Here is an 18264-nt window from a genome sequence, read left to right on the forward strand (position 1 = left end):
TTGACACTTCCTTTAGGCTTATATTATACTGAGTAGGTGTAATATGGGCTGGTGTGACCAATTGGAGGAAAAAAGATGGCAGAGAAGGTAGGCACGCGAGAAAAAGTAGCGATTGTTACGCTGGGCTGTGAAAAGAATCTGGTCGATTCTGACATGATGGCCCATCTGATAGATGAAAAAGGCTATGAGCTGGTTGATAATCCGGACGAAGCAACCGTGGTCATTGTCAATACCTGTGGATTCATCGACGCTGCTAAAGAAGAATCGGTAAACAAGATTCTCGATATGGCTGAACTGAAAGAATCCGGAAAGCTGAAATCGCTAGTGGTGGCAGGCTGTCTCACCCAACGTTACAAAGAGGATATCTTGAACGAGATTCCTGAGGTGGATGGTATTGTCGGAACGGGCGATTTTATGTCCATTACAGGGATCATTGAAGAATCGCTAGAAGGCAAGCGTCCCATTTTTGTGGGCAATCCTATTTTTACGTATGAAGATGTTGTGAAACGGAAAGTAAAATCGGGAACATATTCCGCGTATATTAAAATTGCTGAGGGCTGCGATAATGCATGTACGTTTTGCAGTATTCCGCTGATGCGTGGAGGATTTCGTAGCCGTACGATCGAATCGATTGTGGAAGAGGCGCGTCACTTATCTGAGCAAGGAATTGTGGAAATCAGTTTGATTGCGCAGGATTCGACGAATTATGGCACGGATATTTACGACGGCAAGCTGATGCTTCCTGAGCTTTTGAATCGCCTGGCTGAAGTCGAGGGGATTCAATGGATTCGTTTGCATTATGCTTATCCAGGCTTCTTTACAGACGAATTGATCCATACATTTGCTACGAATCCAAAAGTCTGCAAATACGTGGATATGCCTCTGCAGCACTCGGAGGACCAAATTTTAAAAAGAATGCGCCGTCCTGGTCGCCAAACAGACATTCGCGAGCTGGTGGCGAAAATTCGGGCACAAGTTCCTGACGTTGCACTTCGTACATCCCTCATCGTAGGCTTCCCTGGTGAGACCGACGAAGATTTCGCTCGTCTGTCCGAGTTTGTCAAAGATATTCGTTTTGACCGTTTGGGAGTTTTTACGTACTCTAATGAGGATGATACTCCTGCATCTCGTTTGCCAGATCACGTAGACGAGGAATTGAAGGAGAAGCGTGCGAATATCCTGATGGAAATTCAGCGCGAAGTAGCAGATGAGCGCAATGGACGCTTCGTCGGTCAAGTATTGGATGTACTGATTGAGCGATATGAAGGACGTAACGATATTTACGTTGGACGTACGCAGTACGATGCTCCTGAAATTGACGGGGAAGTATTTGTTTCCGGTTTCAAAGGAGAATTGGGCTCCATTGTGAAAGTAAAGATTACGCACTCCTATGAGTACGATTTAGCTGGGGAGGTAGTCTAGGTGAATCTCGCCAACCGTATTACCCTCGCTAGGATTTTCCTGGTGCCAGTAGTTATGTTTTTCCTGCTGGTAAAATACAACATCGGGACGTTTTCCATTGGCAGTCTGACGATGACCTATAACGAGCTGATTGCGGCTTTGGTTTTTATCTTGGCAGCCAGTACGGACGGACTCGATGGTTATATCGCGCGCAAAAGGAAAATCGTAACGAATTTGGGCAAGTTTCTCGATCCGCTCGCGGATAAGCTATTAATTTCTGCGGCTCTGATTTCGTTGGTGGAAATGCAGCGTTTGGAAGCATGGATTGCCATCGTCATCATCAGCAGGGAGTTTGCGGTGACAGGTCTACGGTTGGTTGCGGCGGCAGAAGGACAGGTTATTGCCGCCAGCGCACTGGGTAAACTGAAGACATGGGTACAGATTGTTGCCGTTACAGCAGTGATGATTCGCAACTTTCCGTTCGCCTTCTTCGGAATCCCGTTTGACGAGGTTGCCATTTGGGCGATGGTCCTCATCACGCTTTACTCCGGATACGACTATTTTGCGAAGAACCGCAACGTTATCCAATACTCGTAAATGCGGGTATTGGTCTCTTTTTTCACAAGAGGCTTCTCTAGAACGGTTGTAGGTGGTAAACTGTTAGTTTAGAGGCTTTTCTACTCTCTAAGAGAATGGATGAGGAAGATGAGAGCGGAGATTATCGCGGTGGGGACCGAGCTTTTACTGGGTCAAATCGCTAATACGAACGCCCAGTTTCTTTCCCAGAAGCTGGCGGATATTGGCGTGGGAGTGTATTTTCATACCGTTGTTGGGGATAACATGGAGCGTCTACTTCAGGTCATCCGTCTGGCGGCAAGTCGTTCCGATCTCGTCATATTTACAGGCGGGCTCGGCCCAACTCAAGATGATTTGACGAAGGAATCGGTAGCACAGCATGTTGGAGTTGGCTTGGAAACAAACCTTGAGGCAATGAAGCGAATTGAAGATTTCTTTTTGCAACGTGGGATTGTCATGACGGAGAACAACCGGAAGCAGGCATTAGTGCTTGCTGGCAGTCATGTCTTCTCCAATGATTTCGGGATGGCGCCTGGCATGGCGATCCGTCATGACAGTAGTACGTTCGTGCTTTTGCCTGGGCCGCCAAGTGAGCTCTATCCGATGGTGGAACGTCACGTCATGCCGTACCTGATCGGTCTGTTGCCACAAAAGCAAGTATTTCATTCACACGTGCTTCGCTTTTACGGTATTGGGGAATCAGCTCTGGAGGAGCACCTGCTTGATCTGATCGAGAAGCAGGACAATCCAACGATTGCTCCTTATGCCAAAGAATTTGAAGTAACACTGCGCATTACCGCGCGAGCCTCGTCGACAGAAGAAGGAGAAGCCCTGATTTTGCCTGTGGAAAAGGAAATTCGCGATCGCGTGGGGCAGTATGTGTATGGAATGGGTGAAGACTCGTCGTTGCATGATGTTTTGGTGACTGAGCTGGGGCAACGCGGGGAAACGATTGCTTGTGCAGAAAGCTGTACGGGCGGGACGCTTGCTTCTCTCATTACCTCTGTATCGGGAAGCTCTGCCGTTTTTGGCGGAGGGATTGTTTGTTACACAAACGAAGTAAAGCATCAGGTGTTAGGTGTACCTGAAGAGGTGTTACATACGGTTGGTGCGATAAGCGAAGAGACAGCAAAGTTGTTGGCAGAAAATGTAAGAGTAAAGCTAGGGACGACGTATGGCGTGTCTGTAACAGGTGTGGCTGGACCCGATCCATCCGAAGGAAAGCCGGTCGGTCTGGTCTATGTGGGAATTGCGGCAGAGGGTAAGCCTACAGTCGTGAAGGAATTACGCCTAGCTGGAAGAAGGCATGCGATTGTAGGGCGTGCTGCTAAATTCGCGCTATTTTATGCGCTGCAAATGCAAAAAGAAAGGTGACATTTTATGACGATTTTTTCTGATTTTCCTTTACATAAATCTATTCTTCAAGCCATCCACGATATGGGCTTTGAAGAACCATCACCGATTCAGGCTGCCTGCATTCCAAAAGTACTGGACGGCGGAGACCTGATTGGACAAGCGCAAACCGGTACGGGTAAAACGGCTGCATTCGGTATTCCTCTGATTGAAAAAGTAACGCCAGCTAATCGCGTGCAGGCCATTGTTCTGACACCTACCCGCGAGCTGGCTATTCAAGTGGCCGGTGAGCTATTGCGTATTTCCAAATACAACAAGGTCCGCACTCTGCCGATATACGGTGGACAGTCGATCGGCCATCAAATCCGTGCCCTTCGCCAAGGAGTGCAGGTCGTAGTAGGTACACCAGGACGCGTTATGGACCACCTGCGCCGTAAAACACTGAAGCTGGAGAATGTGCACACGCTGGTGTTAGATGAAGCAGATGAAATGCTGGATATGGGTTTCATTGAGGATATTGAAACAATCATTCAGCATATGCCAGAAGAACGTCAAACCTTGCTCTTCTCTGCAACAATGCCTCCCGAGATCAAGCGTTTGGCCGTTCGCTATATGAAGCAGCCACAAACAGTTGCAGTGAGCCGTGAAGAAGTGACGGCACCATTGATTGAACAGGTATATTACAAAGTATTTGACCGCAATAAAGTGGAGAGCCTCTGCCGCATCCTGGATAGTGAAGATGTGGAATTGGGTATCATTTTCTGCCGCACTAAGCGTGGTGTAGATGAGCTGTCTGAGGTATTGCAATCTCGCGGTTATCTTGCTGACGGCTTGCACGGTGACCTCTCTCAGGCACAGCGTGACAAGGTAATGAATGCATTCCGTGAAGGCTCTATCGAGTTTTTGATTGCGACAGACGTAGCGGCACGTGGAATCGACGTAGGGAATGTTTCTCACGTTATCAACTACGACATTCCACAGGATTCCGAGAGCTATGTTCACCGCATTGGACGTACAGGTCGTGCAGGTCGCAAAGGGATTGCGATGACACTTGTTACTCCGCGTGAAGTAAGACAAATGATGTTCATCCAAAAGCAAACCAAAGCGCAAGTCCTGTCCAGAAACGTACCTTCTCTGGAAGAGGTAGCAGAGCGGAAGCAAGAGCAGCTGCGTGAGCAATTGACGAGCTTGCTTGAGAGTGATTCCATTGCGGATATGTATCAAAAAGTGGCGGATGCACTCGTAGGTCAGTATCCTGCAGAAAAAGTAGCGGCAGCTGCCCTGCACCTGGCATTCCACAGTGAAGTGGGTCAAGCGCAAGAAGCGGAAGCATACAACTTCGGAGAGACTGGTGCTGCAAAAGGCATGGTTCGTTTCTTCCTCAATGTTGGCCGCAATGCAAACATGAAGCCGCAAGATCTGGTTCGGGAAATTTCTGAATCTGTAGGAATTCCAGGGAAATCTGTAGGCCGTATCGACATTTTCGAGAACTTTACTTTTGTTGAGGTTCCAGAAGAGGTTGCAGCGTTTGTTTACGAATCCCTGCGCCAGACTCGCATCAATGGAAAACGGATCAATTTGGAGCCAGCCAAGCCACGTGGGGCGAAGCGCTCTTAATCGGGTCGTCATAGAAAAGACAGCTACAGCCATTTCGCTGGGAAAAATCCAGCAAATGGCTGTTTTTCTTCCATGCGAATATTTGTTCGCAAAAAATACTTGGCAAACCCTTCTGTCTCGATGTATGATGAAGACAAGAAAAACAGAAGCGAATGTTGAAAGGGTGTGTACCATTTGTCAGATCGTCGCGCAGCTTTGGAAAGTGCATTGCGTCAGATAGAAAAGCAATTCGGTAAAGGTTCCATTATGAAGTTGGGGGAAGTATCCAACGTTTCGATTTCAACCGTCTCCACTGGTGCGCTAGCTCTTGATATCGCACTTGGTGTAGGTGGATTCCCACGTGGACGTGTCGTTGAAATTTACGGACCAGAATCTTCGGGTAAAACAACCGTTGCGCTCCACGCGATCGCAGAAGTGCAAAGACAAGGTGGACAAGCTGCCTTTATCGATGCGGAGCATGCACTTGACCCAGTCTATGCTGCCAAGCTCGGTGTGAATATTGATGAATTGCTTCTGTCTCAGCCTGACACAGGTGAGCAAGCATTGGAAATTGCAGAGGCATTGGTGCGCTCTGGTGCAGTAGATATTATCGTAGTTGACTCGGTAGCGGCACTGGTGCCGAAAGCCGAGATCGAGGGCGAGATGGGAGATTCTCACGTAGGTTTGCAGGCTCGATTGATGTCTCAAGCGCTGCGCAAACTTTCTGGAGCGATCAACAAGTCCAAAACAATCGCCATCTTCATTAACCAGCTTCGTGAAAAAGTTGGCGTTATGTTCGGTAACCCTGAGACTACTCCTGGTGGACGCGCATTGAAGTTCTACGCGAGTGTTCGACTCGACGTACGTAAGGCTGAGTCTATCAAGGTTGGAAATGACATCTTGGGTAGCAAGACCAAAATCAAGGTTGTCAAAAATAAAGTGGCTCCACCGTTCAAGGTAGCAGAAGTGGACATCATGTACGGTGAAGGAATCTCCAGAGAAGGTAGTATCCTCGATATCGGTTCCGAAATCGACGTAGTACAAAAGAGCGGTGCATGGTATTCCTTTAATGAAGAGCGTCTTGGTCAGGGCCGTGAGAATTCGAAAGTGTTCCTGAAAGAGAATCCTCACATTGCGACGCAAATTGAAACGAGGGTTCGCGAATACTTCAGCCTCAATCCTGGTTCAGTTCCTGAAGCGGAGCCAGTGAATGATCCTGAGCAAGACGAAGAGCCGACATTTGATCTGGAATAATCCAGACGAATGGCAAATTCAAAGCAACAGCCTGTCGATGAGACAGGCTGTTTTGTTCACGTTAATAGATCGGAAGGGAGGATGAAGACATGAAGAGTGGCCTGATTACATCGGTGCACCGGGATATGAAGCAAAAGCAAAGATATCATATTGAATTAAATGACGAGTATGCGTTTACCGTTCATGAAGACATACTGGTAAAGTACAACCTTTTCAAAGGAACCGAAGTAGACGAAGCCTTTTATCGGGAAGTGCTAGTGGCTGAGGAAAAGCATAAGGCATACTTGGGAGCCCTCCGCTATCTCGGTTTTCGTCCAAGGACGAGCAGCCAGCTGCATGCCTATTTGCTAGAGAAAGGTTTTGAACCAAAAATAGCAGAGGAGATTTGTCGGCGATGTGAGGAGCAAGGTTACATAGATGATAAGGCATTCGCCAAGCAGTGGGTGGATGAAAGACTGCGGATAAAGCCTCGCAGCTCGTATATGCTGCGAATGGAGCTGCAGCAGAGAGGTGTGGACAGATCAATTGTTGAGGAAGCAGTGAGTCACGTTTCCAAAGAGTCAGAACTCGAAGCAGCACGGTCATTGATAGAGAAGAAAGCACGGCGACTGCAAGGTCCTCCAAACCCAGACGAAGAGCGCAAGCTGCTGTCTATGCTCATGCGTAAAGGGTTCTCTCACTCTATTGTTCAACAAATTAGAGGAGAATTGCGTCAGAGAGAGCGTGAACAGAGGTAACTCTAATTGCATGATCTTGACAATTCTTGTTCACAAATAATAAAATAGGTTTGTATTTACTTGGTGTATCATAACTTTTTTCGATTTGCTCACTCGTTGCCTGTAGAACAACTGAAAAACCGTGCATGACATGTGCGGATTCAGCGGACCGAGTATAGTCGGTCTTGTTTTTTAGTCGAATGTTCGAAAGTGAGAGCAAAACGACAGCGGCACTCCATGAAAAACAAATGCTTGGAAAGCGGGGAGATGTCTTACAATAAGGAGGTGAAACGAAAAAGCCTATGGAACCTATACTTACAGTAGTTATTGTGCTCGTCGCTCTGCTTATCGGTTTGGGTGCTGGCTACTTCATTCGCAGATCCATTGCGGAAGCGAAGATCTCTAGTGCAGAAGAAGCTGCACACCAGATCGTTGAAGAAGCGAAACGGGACGCCGAAGCCGTTAAAAAGGAAAAGGTGCTGGAAGCTAAGGATGAAGTGTTCAAGCTTCGTTCTGAGGCGGAAAACGAGTTGCGCGACAGACGCAACGAAATCCAGCGTCAGGAACGACGAATCCTCCAAAAAGAAGAATCGTTGGACCGCAAGATGGAACAGTTGGAGCGTAAAGAAGAAGAATTATCAGAGCGTGACCGTTCCATCGCAGAATTGCAAAGCAAGGTAGAGCACTTATATAAAGAACAAGTATCCGAGTTGGAACGCATTTCTGGCTTGACGCAGGATGAAGCGAAAAATATCATTCTGACGGACGTGGAAAACACGGTTCGCCATGAGATGGCTGTGATGATCAAAGAGATCGAGACACAAGCCAAGGAAGAAGCGGACAAGCGTGCTCGCGAGATTATCACGACCTCCATCCAGCGCTGTGCAGCAGATCACGTAGCAGAAACGACTGTTTCTGTTGTCACTCTGCCTAACGACGAGATGAAGGGCCGGATTATCGGACGTGAGGGACGAAACATTCGTGCACTGGAGACGCTTACTGGTATCGATCTGATTATTGACGATACTCCTGAAGCTGTCATCCTGTCTGGCTTCGATCCGATTCGTCGAGAAATCGCCAAAACGGCTTTGGATAAACTGGTTGCTGACGGTCGCATTCACCCAGCCCGTATCGAGGAAATGGTTGAAAAAGCACGTCGCGAAGTAGATGAACGAATCCGTGAATACGGTGAACAAGCTACGTTTGAAACCGGTGTACATGGTCTGCATCCAGACCTGATCAAGATTTTGGGACGTTTGCGCTATCGTACAAGCTACGGTCAAAACGTTTTGAAGCACTCTATGGAGGTTGCCCATCTGGCAGGATTGATGGCAGCCGAGCTGAAAGAAGACGTCAAGCTGGCTAAGCGAGCAGGTCTTCTTCATGATATCGGTAAAGCGATCGACCATGAAGTGGAAGGTTCTCACGTAGAAATCGGTGTGGAACTGGCTAAGAAGTACAATGAGCATCAAGTTGTAGTCAACAGTATTGCTTCTCATCACGGTGATACCGAACCTACCTCCGTCATTGCCATGCTCGTGGGAGCTGCGGACGCATTGTCTGCTGCACGCCCAGGTGCACGCCGTGAGACATTGGAAACTTATATCAGACGTTTGGAGAAACTGGAAGAAATCTCTGAGTCGTTCGATGGCGTAGAAAAGTCTTATGCGATTCAAGCAGGACGCGAAATTCGCGTGATGGTACAACCTGAAAAGATTGACGATGCGGAAGCTACCCGTCTTGCACGGGAGATCACCAAACGAATTGAAAATGAACTTGACTACCCAGGTCACATTAAAGTGACGGTTATCCGTGAAACAAGGGCAGTTGAGTATGCAAAGTAAAGTGGCTATTGGCCACTTTACTTTTTTTCTACGATAAAAGGATTGAAAACACATCTGTTATCGGAGAATGACTTGCGAATGTTTTTGTCAGCCCGTTTCGTTGTGTATACTAGCAATGAGGTGATAGTGAAATGAAGCTTTTGTTTATCGGAGATATTATGGGCTCACCAGGAAGGGAGATCGTAAAAACGTATCTGCCCCTGTTGAAAAGAAAGTACCAGCCTACGTTTATTGTGGCCAATGGAGAAAATGCTGCTCATGGCAGAGGGATTACAGAGAAAATTACCAAGGAGCTATTCGAGGGTGGGGTTCAAGCCATCACACTCGGTAACCACACATGGGACCAAAAAGAAATTTTTGATTTTATCGATGATGAGCCCCGAATGATTCGTCCAGCCAATTTTCCGCAAGGTGCACCTGGAAAAGGGATTACATACATTAAACAATCGGAAGGGGAACTCGCCGTAATCAATCTGATGGGCAGAACGTTTTTACCTCCATTGGATTGCCCGTTTCAAATGGCGGACAAACTCGTAGAACAAGCCCGAAAACGAACCAAGCTGATTTTTGTTGATTTTCATGCGGAAGCAACATCCGAGAAGCAGGCCATGGCTTGGTATTTGGATGGAAAAGTGAGCGCAGTTGTTGGCACGCATACGCATGTACAAACAGCCGATGAGCGGGTGTTGCCTGGCGGAACCGGATTTTTGTGTGATGTCGGAATGTGTGGGCCGAGCAACGGAATTTTAGGGATGGAGCGCGAGGCGGTCATTAAAAAGTTTTTGACGCAGTTGCCAGTTCGATTTGAAGTAGCTCCCGATCCTGCTCAGCTGAATGCTGTTTTGATCACGCTGGATAAGAATACAGGGAATGCGAAAAAATTGGAACGAATCAGAATTGACGTCGACCATCCATTTATGGAATAATAAGATTAGAATTTTTTGAATCTTTCATGCGAGTTAGCAGGAATTTTTAGGGGTTATGCGAATATCATTCTAATGATGACAGGATTCCTATCAGACGGGAGGTTCAAAAGGATGGAAGTATTAAAAGTTTCAGCAAAGTCTAACCCCAATTCCGTTGCTGGTGCCCTTGCTGGCGTTCTACGTGAACGCGGAGCTGCCGAGATTCAAGCCATAGGCGCCGGGGCGCTTAATCAAGCTGTGAAGGCCGTAGCTATCGCACGAGGGTTCGTAGCGCCGAGTGGAGTTGACCTAATTTGTATTCCAGCCTTTACCGACATCGTAATTGATGGAGAAGAGCGAACCGCTATCAAGCTAATCGTAGAGCCCAGATAATAAAATGATTGTTGTTTCGTCTGCCTGTTTGTTCGAAGAATGAACAGGTTTTTTCGTTTGTTTACATAAGCTCGTACCTAAGCAAAACATAGAGGGAGTGGGGAGCATGAAAATTTTTGACGCGCATTGCGATGTACTGTGCAAGCTCTGGGACAAGCCTGAGCTGGATTTTTATAAGGAAGATGAGAGGCTGCAGGCAGGTTTTCCTGAGCTCGTAAAAGGGAATATAGATATACAAGTCCTCGCGTGCTTTGTTCCTACCCATGTGCCTTTTGGGCGTAGATTTCACACAGTTCTAGAGATGCTGGATATTTTTCATGAGAGGGTAGCTAGCGAGCAATTTCTTCCGATCTATACGAAGTCTGATTTGGATCATTGCGTATTAAAGGGGGAGAAAGGGGCTATTCTGTTTGTAGAAGGCGCGCATGCATTAGAAGAAAGTTTGGTTCAACTGCGTACATGGTATCGCCTGGGGGTTCGCGGGATGACATTGACCTGGAATCACGGAAATGCCATTGCAGATGGAAGCGGTGAGCCGAATCCAGGTGGGCTGACGTCATTCGGACGCACAGTAATAGAAGAAATGAATCGTCTGGGGATGATGATTGACGTTTCTCATTTAGCCGATCCCGGCTTTTGGGATGTGCTTGAGCTATCAAAAGCACCGATCATCGCCTCTCATTCCAATGTGAGGGAAGTATGCAATCATCCTCGCAATCTTACCGACGAGCAAATACGCGCACTGATCGCGAATAACGGGGTCATGGGGCTGACATTTGTAGACTTCTTTACAGTTAACGAGGAGAGAACGGTATGGATCGATGATCTCCTGCGTCATTTAGATCATGTCTGCGCACTCGGTGGAGCTGATCACGTTGCCTTTGGCTCTGATTTTGACGGGATCCCAAGAACGTTTGGAGACTTGAGCTCATCGGCAAGCTACACCCAATTACTGGAGGCTTTGCTAAAGCGCTACAAACAAGCGGAAGTAATGAAATTTGTACACGGAAATTGGTTGCGTGTTTTCGGAAACGTGCTACAATAATACATGAGGATATTAATGTACCAAGTTCAACATTAAAATTCAGGTCAAAAGTAAGTTGAGTAAAAGCACTTGCAATTTCACATGGACAGGACTACAATTGTTACTGTCTATGCACAGAATTGTCACATCTTATCAGTCTTTTTCAGATAAGATGAGCGCTTTTTCTCACAGTCACTGAAAGGGTGGAATCTGAATGATTAGTCAACTTTCTTGGAAAGTTGGAGGACAGCAAGGGGAGGGCATCGAGAGTACTGGTGAGATTTTCTCGATGGCGATGAACCGGATGGGATATCATCTGTATAGCTATCGTCACTTCTCTTCCCGTATTAAGGGTGGACACACAAACAATAAAATTCGCGTGAGTACACAACCGATGCGCGCAATCTCCGACGATCTGGACATTCTCGTAGCGTTCGATCAGGAGACGATCGATTTTAACGGGCATGAATTGCGTGAAGGCGGTATCATCATCGCCGATGCGAAATTTAATCCAAAGCTACCGGACGGCTTGAAGCCAGTTCGCTTTTTCACTGTTCCGCTATCTGAAATTGCAGATGAACTGGGTACTTCCCTGATGAAAAACATGGTGTCGATCGGTGCGTCCAGCGCGATCCTCGGCATCCCAGTGGAAAGCTACCGAGTCATTGTTGAAGATATGTTCCTCCGCAAAGGCGAAAAAGTGGTTGAAAAGAACATGGATGCCATTCGCCGCGGTTTTGAATTTGTTAACGAGCTGACTGGTGGTCAATTGCCAGAGTTCCAATTGGACAAAGCTGATCCACAAAAGCAATTGTTCCTGATCGGTAACGATGCAATCGCTCTTGGTGCTGTAGCAGCAGGATGCCGCTTCATGCCAGCTTACCCAATTACCCCAGCATCTGAGGTAATGGAATATCTGATCAAAAAGCTGCCTAAATTGGGCGGTACGGTTATTCAAACAGAAGACGAGATCGCTGCGATCACAATGGCAATCGGTGCAAACTTTGCTGGTGCTCGTTCCTTGACTGCATCTGCAGGTCCTGGTCTGTCCCTGATGATGGAAGCAATCGGTCTGGCTGGTATCACTGAAACACCAGTTGTAATCGTAAACACTCAGCGTGGTGGTCCTTCTACAGGTATGCCAACCAAAATCGAGCAATCCGACGTGAATGCTATGATTTATGGTACACATGGTGACATTCCTAAAGTAGTAATCACTCCTAGTACAGTAGAAGAGTGCTTCTATGATGCTGTGGAAGCGTTTAACATTGCGGAAGAATACCAACTGCCAGTAATCCTGATGACAGACTTGACTTTGTCTCTGGGTAAACAAACAGTTGTTCCTTTTGACTACAGCCAAGTAGAAATCCGTCGTGGTAAACTGCTTGCTGGACAAGAATTGCCAGAAAAAGAGCAAAACGACCTGTTCAAGCGTTATGAAGTAACGGAAGACGGCGTTTCTCCTCGTGTAATTCCTGGTCAAAAATATGGTCTGCACCATGTAACTGGTGTTGAGCATGATCAAACTGGTCGTCCATCCGAGAATGCTGCAAACCGTGTCCAACAAATGGATAAACGTATGCGCAAAATGGAAGGCGTGCTGAAAACATTCAAGAACGCTGTAACTGCAGACGCTCCTCATGATGATGCGGATGTTCTTGTTGTGGGTATCAACTCCACAATCGGTACGATTCAAGAAGCAAAAGGTCGTTTGGAGAAAGAGGGCATGAAAGTTAACCATGCTCAAATCCGTTTGCTGCATCCATTCCCTGCTGAAGAAATGAAAGCACTCGTGGATAAAGCGAAAAAAGTAGTTGTGGTAGAACACAACGCTCAAGCTCAAGTAACGAACTTGATCAAACAAAACATTGGAAACGCAGAGAAGATCGAATCTGTGTTGAAATATGACGGAAACCCATTCCTGCCGAAGGAAATCTATGCTGAAGTGAAGGAGCTGGTTAAACATGGCGACTATGAAAGAGTTTCGAAATAACGTTAAGCCAAACTGGTGCCCAGGCTGTGGAGACTTCTCCATCCAAGCGGCGATTCAACGCGCTGCAGCTAACGTAGGTCTGGAACCTGAAAATCTGGCGGTTATTTCCGGTATCGGTTGTTCCGGTCGTATCTCCGGCTACATCAACTGCTATGGTTTCCACGGTATCCATGGTCGTTCATTGCCAATCGCACAAGGTGTGAAAATGGCTAACCGCGAACTGACAGTTATCGCTGCTGGTGGAGACGGTGATGGATTCGCAATCGGTATGGGTCATACTGTACACGCAATCCGTCGTAACATGAACGTAACGTACATCGTAATGGATAACCAAATCTACGGTCTGACAAAAGGTCAAACCTCTCCGCGTTCCGCGACTGGTTTCGTGACCAAGTCTACACCGGCAGGTTCCATCGAGTCCTCCATTTCACCTGTTGAATTGGCGCTGTCTGTTGGTGCAACATTCGTTGCTCAATCTTTCTCCAGCGATCTGAAGGGCTTGACTGAACTGATTGAAAAAGGTATCCAGCATGAAGGCTTCTCTCTGATCAACGTATTCAGCCCTTGTGTAACCTACAACAAGGTAAACACTTACGACTGGTTCAAAGAGAACATCGTTCCTATCGACACAATCGAAGGCTACGATCCACATGACCGTATCAAGGCTATGTCTACTTCTATGCAACATAAAGGTCTGATCACTGGTCTGATCTATCAAAATACAGAACAAAAACCTTACGAAGCACTCGTTAACGGATTTAAAGCAGAAGGCTTGGCTAACCAAGACGTTCGCCTGTCCGAAGAAGATTTCGCAAAACTGGTTGCAGAATTTGCGTAAGGTTTCGAAGAAAAACCTCTCCCTTTGTGGAGAGGTTTTTTTATTTTTTTGCTGCTCTAGCTGCTAAATGCAGTGCTGTCTCCATAAGATATCCCCGATAGAGCTTTTTTACAGGGTCTTACCACGCCATTGTCGATACATCAGCATCACGAGGAAAAAGACGACGAGCTGTCCAAAAAGAGGGTACAAGAAACGAAGCAAGGAGCCAAAGCCAACAAAGCTAATAAAATAGCAGATTGCCAGGATAGCCAAAAGAATGGTGGGACCACGTAATCGCGTTAGCTGACGAATCTGTTCGGACAGACCAAACACGTTTGCAACCAGAGTCGAGAAGATTTCCGCGTAAACGAGTAAGGAAAAGAACAAGGGAATTCCCCGTCCAGCTCCTTGAAGCAAAGCGATCATCGGCATTTCCGCCTGCTGGATACCGGGCATGTTGGCTGACAACGAGGAATAAGCGAGGAGCAAGAGTAAGCCGATTCCCAAGCCACCGATGATGCCGCCAGCAATTAAAGGTGTTTCACTTTTGCTCTGCCTACCGATTGGAATAAGAACTGCTTGTGTAAGCGACACGTTTAAGGCAACATAGTAGAAAGGAGAGCTCAACCATGCCAAGGGACGGAGAGACTCAACAGTGACAGATGTATCTTCCCAGGGCTTTGTGTACAAAAAGACGAGGAAAGTGAAGGCGATGAGTGCTGGCACAAAGATGCTGTTTACATGATGGATCGCAAACAAACCTTTTCTCGTAACGATAAAAATCAGTATCATGCTGATCCAAATGCCAAGTTGGGAAGACAGTTGAAACGACTCCATGAATATTGCGCCTGTCGCTGCAAGCATGACAGACGTAGTACCCAATAATACCGTGAGTAAAAGCGTATTGAATACCGTTCCAAAGGGATGTCCAAAAAGATAAGTACTCACTTCTTGATAGGAATTGGCCTGGATTCGATAGGAAATCAGCATGATTCGTGTTCCTGCCCATACAAAAAGAGCTGTAGCTAATAGAATTCCAACCAAGCCCTGGGTCCCGTATTGAACAAAAAACTCAACAATCTCTTTACCAGAGGCAAAACCGGCTCCAACGACTGTTCCGATATACGTAAAAGCGATCTGCCAAGCGGCTCTCCATGATCCTTGCATCTCTAACCTCCTGTCCCACCTTATTCCATCCTATGAGAAGGAGTGAATCGAATATGCGCGTTACTGTGTTAGGCTATCAATCTCCTTATCCTGGTCCTGGGGGAGCGACTCCAGGATATTTGCTTGAAACAGACGAAGTGCGCCTCCTGATTGATTGCGGGAGCGGTGTCCTCGCACAGGCAGGGAAGCATTTTCCCATTTATGAGCTGGACGCTTTACTGTTGTCCCATTATCATCATGATCACATCGCGGATATCGGGGTCTTGCAATACGGTCTCATGGTTCATCAATTATTTGGACAACGCCCGGCGGACCGACCTCTTCCTATTTATGCGCCGGAAGCACCCATCGAAAATGTACAGGCACTTACCTACCGTGACGCAACTCGCTTTCACCCGGTAAACGAACAGACCAGCCTGATCATCGGCGATGTGAAGGTGACCTTTTTGCGGACGGATCACGGAGATGGCGATCCTTGCTTTGCGATGAGACTGGAATCGAAGAATGGTGTCATTGTATACGGGGCGGACAGCGGTCCAGGAACGAATTGGAGAGGGTTTGCAGAGGGTGCGGATCTATTCATATGTGAGGGTACCTATCTTGACCATAACAAGCCACAAAAGCCAAATGGACACTTGTCTGTGCGTGATGCTGCGGAGCTGGCAGAATCGCTTTCCTGCAGTTCCTTACTCGTTACACATCTATTCTATGGATATCCGGAGGAAGACGTAATAGCGCAAGCAGGAGCCTATCAGACGGGCACATGCTATATCGCCCGTATCGGACTTCAAATCGATGTACATAAGCAATAAAGTTACTCTGAGAGGAGATACAAGATGTTCCCGAATGTATTGGAAGTAGCAAGAACCTTAATACGCGAGCGTGTCAACGAAGGAGAGACGGTCATTGATGCCACGATGGGGAATGGAAATGACACCTTATTCCTCGCCCAATTGGTCAAAGAGCAGGGGAAAGTCGTCGCTTTTGACATCCAGCCGCTTGCGATAGAGAAAACAAGAGAGCGTTTGGAGCGGGAAGGTGTCGCAAATTGGGTAGATATGAAGCTGGCGAGCCATGAAGAGATCGAGAAGCTGGAAGTAAAAGCAGGAGCAATTATGTTTAATCTTGGCTATCTTCCTGGAGGAGATAAAGAGATTACCACACAAGCTACTAGCACCATTCGCGCGATCCAATCGGGTCTCAATGCACTTCGACCAGGTGGCATTATGACAGTCATGATTTACTGGGGGCATGCCGCCGGAGAAGTGGAGAAGGACGCCGTAGAATCCTTTTGTCACGAATTGAGTCAATTGGAGTTTCTCGTTTTGAAATACCAGTATATCAACCAGCAGAACCAGGCTCCTTTTTTGCTTGCTATTGAGCGGCGATTAGTCTAAGAAGAGAAAATATCAATCTTTCCCGGGCAAGCGCAGGTTCCGACAGCACTTGCGAAAAATAGGCAATCCCTTGTCGATTGTGGCACATACCCTATGTTGAGGAACGGAGCAAGGGGGATCTTTGTGGACAGAATCGGCATTATGTTAGATTGGGGCATTATGCAGAAAGGGATTAATGGAGACAAGTCTTACGAGCGCCTACCTTATTATGTGGAAATTGGAAAAGAGCTAGGACTAGAGCCAGTGTTCTTTCACCCCAGCCATGTGCTACCTGGCGAGGAGAAGGTAAAGGGTTATTTTTGGAACGGCAGCAGATTAGTTCCACGTTTGGTCCATATCCCGCGCGTGATTCACAATCGAGTGCTGACTGGCGATGGAAGATCACGAAGTACGATCCAGCGTCTAAGTAGAAAAAAGACAGTTTTTAATGGATTGGTAGTGCGGGATAAACGAAAAGTGCATCAGATGCTTTGGAAAAACCAGCAGCTTCGTCAGTACCTGCCACACACCGTTCCTTATACTTCTGAGCAGCTTCGACATTTCCTGGATAAATACCGGATTGTCTACGTAAAGCCGTCGATCGGATCAGTAGGAATCGGTGTGGCACGCATTGAACGGAATGGAAACGAATACCGGTTTATCTCCTCAAAAAAGCAAAGAACCCTGAATCGGAACCAACTACTTGCTGTCGTCCGCAAATGGGTGGGCAATAAACGATTTTTAATTCAACAAGGAATCGCACTTGCCCGTTATCATGGAAAAACGTTTGACATCCGCGTCTCTGTTCAGAAGAATGCTGAACGGGAATGGACGGTAAGCGGCATGGTAGCAAAAGTTGCCAATCAGCAAAACAAGCTAAGCAATTTGTCTCGTGGAGGCAGAGCTGTTTCCTTATCAGAGGCAATCAAAGGAGGATTTCTTCCAGAAGCACATCCGGAAATCATGGAAAAAATCAGTCAGGCGGCAGTAAAAATTGCGAAGCAGTATAGCCAGCATTTTCAGTCATTAGCGGACCTTGGCATGGATATGGGGATTGATGACAAAGGAAATCCGTATTTAATTGAAGTGAATGTGCGCGATCAGCGATATTCTTTTTTCAAAGCAGGGGAAAAAGCGATGTTTAAGCAGACCTATCGTCATCCGATGGAATATGCTCACACCTTGATCTATGACCAAAAGGCACGAAAGAAAAAGCAGCTCGCCTAATAAAATCATAGCAGATTCACATGAAAAGCAGACATATGGAATGTCTGCTTTTTCGTTTAACTGATAAAGCAGACGAAATTGAATGATGAATTGAATCAGAACAAAACAGAATATATACTGGGAGAAATCGCTGTACCTTACCTGTAATGGAGGGCGAGGTATCGCTGTTTCGAGTCTGCGCAGATGAAGTAGCTTGAACAGGGGAGAAAGAGAGGGAATGATGAGAGGGGCAAAGAGGTATATTTGGCTAGTCGTCCTGCTTGCACTCGTTTTGACACCGTTTGTTTATGTCCAGGCAAACAAGATGATATATGCCGACAGAGTAATGGAGCATCTGCTGAAAAAAGAAAAAATCCTACCTGAGCAAATCCAATCCGTGACAGGAGAATGGAGCAAGAAGCTGCCTGCGTTTTGTGCCATTGTCGTATTTACCGATGAGCCTGAGGTAGAGTATGTCTATTTTGCACACAATGAAGTCATTCAGTTTGGATATCGTTTGACTGAGGAAGGAAAGCAGCAGGGATTGCAAGAGCAGAATCTAAAGCATCGCAAAACATTGGAGGAACAGCAGGAGTAGTCAATAAGAAAAGGACGGTGGGCACTTGATCTTGCCCCCGTCTCG

The 18264-nt window shown here is 46.9% G+C and carries 17 protein-coding genes; 16 read left to right on the forward strand and 1 reads right to left on the reverse strand.

Going from position 1 to position 18264, the window contains the following annotated elements; translation table 11 throughout:
• The first annotated feature begins 75 nt into the window (after nt 1–75).
• From rimO to ADS79_RS13245, 12 genes are all read left to right on the forward strand, one after another.
• Nucleotides 76–1422: a 30S ribosomal protein S12 methylthiotransferase RimO gene (rimO, locus tag ADS79_RS13190; protein WP_049738847.1), complete on the forward strand. Its 1347-nt coding sequence runs from the start codon at nt 76–78 to the stop codon at nt 1420–1422.
• A complete protein-coding gene (pgsA, locus tag ADS79_RS13195; RefSeq protein WP_049738848.1) occupies nt 1423–1998 on the forward strand; it encodes a CDP-diacylglycerol--glycerol-3-phosphate 3-phosphatidyltransferase in 576 nt (191 codons plus the stop codon).
• Between the two features lie 108 nt (nt 1999–2106).
• Nucleotides 2107–3351: a competence/damage-inducible protein A gene (locus ADS79_RS13200; protein ID WP_049738849.1), complete on the forward strand. Its 1245-nt coding sequence runs from the start codon at nt 2107–2109 to the stop codon at nt 3349–3351.
• Between the two features lie 6 nt (nt 3352–3357).
• Complete coding sequence (locus ADS79_RS13205) at nt 3358–4947, forward strand: DEAD/DEAH box helicase (RefSeq protein WP_049738850.1); 1590 nt, start codon at nt 3358–3360, stop codon at nt 4945–4947.
• A 174-nt stretch (nt 4948–5121) separates the two neighbouring features.
• A complete protein-coding gene (gene recA, locus ADS79_RS13210) occupies nt 5122–6180 on the forward strand; it encodes a recombinase RecA (protein ID WP_049738851.1) in 1059 nt (352 codons plus the stop codon).
• 89 nt (nt 6181–6269) lie between these two features.
• On the forward strand, nt 6270–6917 hold the full coding sequence (locus tag ADS79_RS13215) for a RecX family transcriptional regulator (protein WP_049738852.1): 648 nt from the start codon (nt 6270–6272) through the stop codon (nt 6915–6917).
• Between the two features lie 281 nt (nt 6918–7198).
• A complete protein-coding gene (rny, locus tag ADS79_RS13220) occupies nt 7199–8740 on the forward strand; it encodes a ribonuclease Y (RefSeq protein WP_049738853.1) in 1542 nt (513 codons plus the stop codon).
• A gap of 131 nt (nt 8741–8871) precedes the next feature.
• Nucleotides 8872–9666, forward strand: a complete 795-nt coding sequence (locus ADS79_RS13225) for a TIGR00282 family metallophosphoesterase (RefSeq protein ID WP_049738854.1) — start codon at nt 8872–8874, stop codon at nt 9664–9666.
• Nucleotides 9667–9777: 111 nt separating this feature from the next.
• Nucleotides 9778–10038: a stage V sporulation protein SpoVS gene (gene spoVS / locus ADS79_RS13230; RefSeq protein ID WP_003385776.1), complete on the forward strand. Its 261-nt coding sequence runs from the start codon at nt 9778–9780 to the stop codon at nt 10036–10038.
• Nucleotides 10039–10144: 106 nt separating this feature from the next.
• The gene (locus tag ADS79_RS13235; RefSeq protein ID WP_049738855.1) at nt 10145–11083 is read left to right on the forward strand and encodes a dipeptidase; all 939 of its coding nucleotides are present in this window, start codon (nt 10145–10147) and stop codon (nt 11081–11083) included.
• 193 nt (nt 11084–11276) lie between these two features.
• The gene (locus ADS79_RS13240; RefSeq protein WP_049738856.1) at nt 11277–13055 is read left to right on the forward strand and encodes a 2-oxoacid:acceptor oxidoreductase subunit alpha; all 1779 of its coding nucleotides are present in this window, start codon (nt 11277–11279) and stop codon (nt 13053–13055) included.
• Nucleotides 13027–13893, forward strand: coding sequence for a 2-oxoacid:ferredoxin oxidoreductase subunit beta (locus ADS79_RS13245; RefSeq protein ID WP_049738857.1), 867 nt, complete (start codon nt 13027–13029; stop codon nt 13891–13893). The genes ADS79_RS13240 and ADS79_RS13245 overlap by 29 nt, the downstream gene beginning before the upstream one ends.
• A 108-nt stretch (nt 13894–14001) precedes the next feature.
• Here the strand turns inward: ADS79_RS13245 and ADS79_RS13250 are convergent, their stop codons facing one another.
• Complete coding sequence (locus ADS79_RS13250) at nt 14002–15039, reverse strand: YkvI family membrane protein (protein ID WP_049738858.1); 1038 nt, start codon at nt 15037–15039, stop codon at nt 14002–14004.
• A gap of 53 nt (nt 15040–15092) precedes the next feature.
• Between ADS79_RS13250 and ADS79_RS13255 the strand changes: the two genes are divergently transcribed.
• From ADS79_RS13255 to ADS79_RS13270, 4 genes are all read left to right on the forward strand, one after another.
• Nucleotides 15093–15851 carry an MBL fold metallo-hydrolase gene (locus tag ADS79_RS13255; RefSeq protein ID WP_049738859.1) on the forward strand — a complete coding sequence of 253 codons (759 nt, stop codon included), beginning with the start codon at nt 15093–15095 and terminating at the stop codon, nt 15849–15851.
• A 24-nt stretch (nt 15852–15875) separates the two neighbouring features.
• Complete coding sequence (mnmM, locus tag ADS79_RS13260; RefSeq protein WP_049738860.1) at nt 15876–16436, forward strand: tRNA 5-(aminomethyl)-2-thiouridylate-methyltransferase MnmM; 561 nt, start codon at nt 15876–15878, stop codon at nt 16434–16436.
• 123 nt (nt 16437–16559) lie between these two features.
• Nucleotides 16560–17642 (forward strand): YheC/YheD family endospore coat-associated protein, encoded by a 1083-nt coding sequence (locus ADS79_RS13265; RefSeq protein ID WP_049738861.1) that lies wholly within the window; start codon nt 16560–16562, stop codon nt 17640–17642.
• A 217-nt stretch (nt 17643–17859) separates the two neighbouring features.
• Nucleotides 17860–18219, forward strand: a complete 360-nt coding sequence (locus ADS79_RS13270) for a DUF3139 domain-containing protein (RefSeq protein WP_236699970.1) — start codon at nt 17860–17862, stop codon at nt 18217–18219.
• The last annotated feature ends 45 nt before the right edge of the window (nt 18220–18264 follow it).

The organism is Brevibacillus reuszeri, assembly GCF_001187725.1.
Classification (GTDB): domain Bacteria; phylum Bacillota; class Bacilli; order Brevibacillales; family Brevibacillaceae; genus Brevibacillus; species Brevibacillus reuszeri.

What these genes read in the sequence shown, in the direction of transcription:
- ADS79_RS13235 (WP_049738855.1), top strand. Translation starts at nt 10,145, where the DNA reads ATGAAAATTTTTGACGCGCATTGCGATGTACTGTGCAAGCTCTGGGAC.
- ADS79_RS13270 (WP_236699970.1), top strand. Translation starts at nt 17,860, where the DNA reads ATGATGAGAGGGGCAAAGAGGTATATTTGGCTAGTCGTCCTGCTTGCA.
- ADS79_RS13215 (WP_049738852.1), top strand. Translation starts at nt 6,270, where the DNA reads ATGAAGAGTGGCCTGATTACATCGGTGCACCGGGATATGAAGCAAAAG.
- spoVS (WP_003385776.1), top strand. Translation starts at nt 9,778, where the DNA reads ATGGAAGTATTAAAAGTTTCAGCAAAGTCTAACCCCAATTCCGTTGCT.
- mnmM (WP_049738860.1), top strand. Translation starts at nt 15,876, where the DNA reads ATGTTCCCGAATGTATTGGAAGTAGCAAGAACCTTAATACGCGAGCGT.
- ADS79_RS13250 (WP_049738858.1), bottom strand. Translation starts at nt 15,039, where the DNA reads ATGCAAGGATCATGGAGAGCCGCTTGGCAGATCGCTTTTACGTATATC.
- ADS79_RS13245 (WP_049738857.1), top strand. Translation starts at nt 13,027, where the DNA reads ATGGCGACTATGAAAGAGTTTCGAAATAACGTTAAGCCAAACTGGTGC.
- ADS79_RS13200 (WP_049738849.1), top strand. Translation starts at nt 2,107, where the DNA reads ATGAGAGCGGAGATTATCGCGGTGGGGACCGAGCTTTTACTGGGTCAA.
- rimO (WP_049738847.1), top strand. Translation starts at nt 76, where the DNA reads ATGGCAGAGAAGGTAGGCACGCGAGAAAAAGTAGCGATTGTTACGCTG.
- ADS79_RS13240 (WP_049738856.1), top strand. Translation starts at nt 11,277, where the DNA reads ATGATTAGTCAACTTTCTTGGAAAGTTGGAGGACAGCAAGGGGAGGGC.
- rny (WP_049738853.1), top strand. Translation starts at nt 7,199, where the DNA reads ATGGAACCTATACTTACAGTAGTTATTGTGCTCGTCGCTCTGCTTATC.
- ADS79_RS13225 (WP_049738854.1), top strand. Translation starts at nt 8,872, where the DNA reads ATGAAGCTTTTGTTTATCGGAGATATTATGGGCTCACCAGGAAGGGAG.
- ADS79_RS13255 (WP_049738859.1), top strand. Translation starts at nt 15,093, where the DNA reads ATGCGCGTTACTGTGTTAGGCTATCAATCTCCTTATCCTGGTCCTGGG.
- ADS79_RS13205 (WP_049738850.1), top strand. Translation starts at nt 3,358, where the DNA reads ATGACGATTTTTTCTGATTTTCCTTTACATAAATCTATTCTTCAAGCC.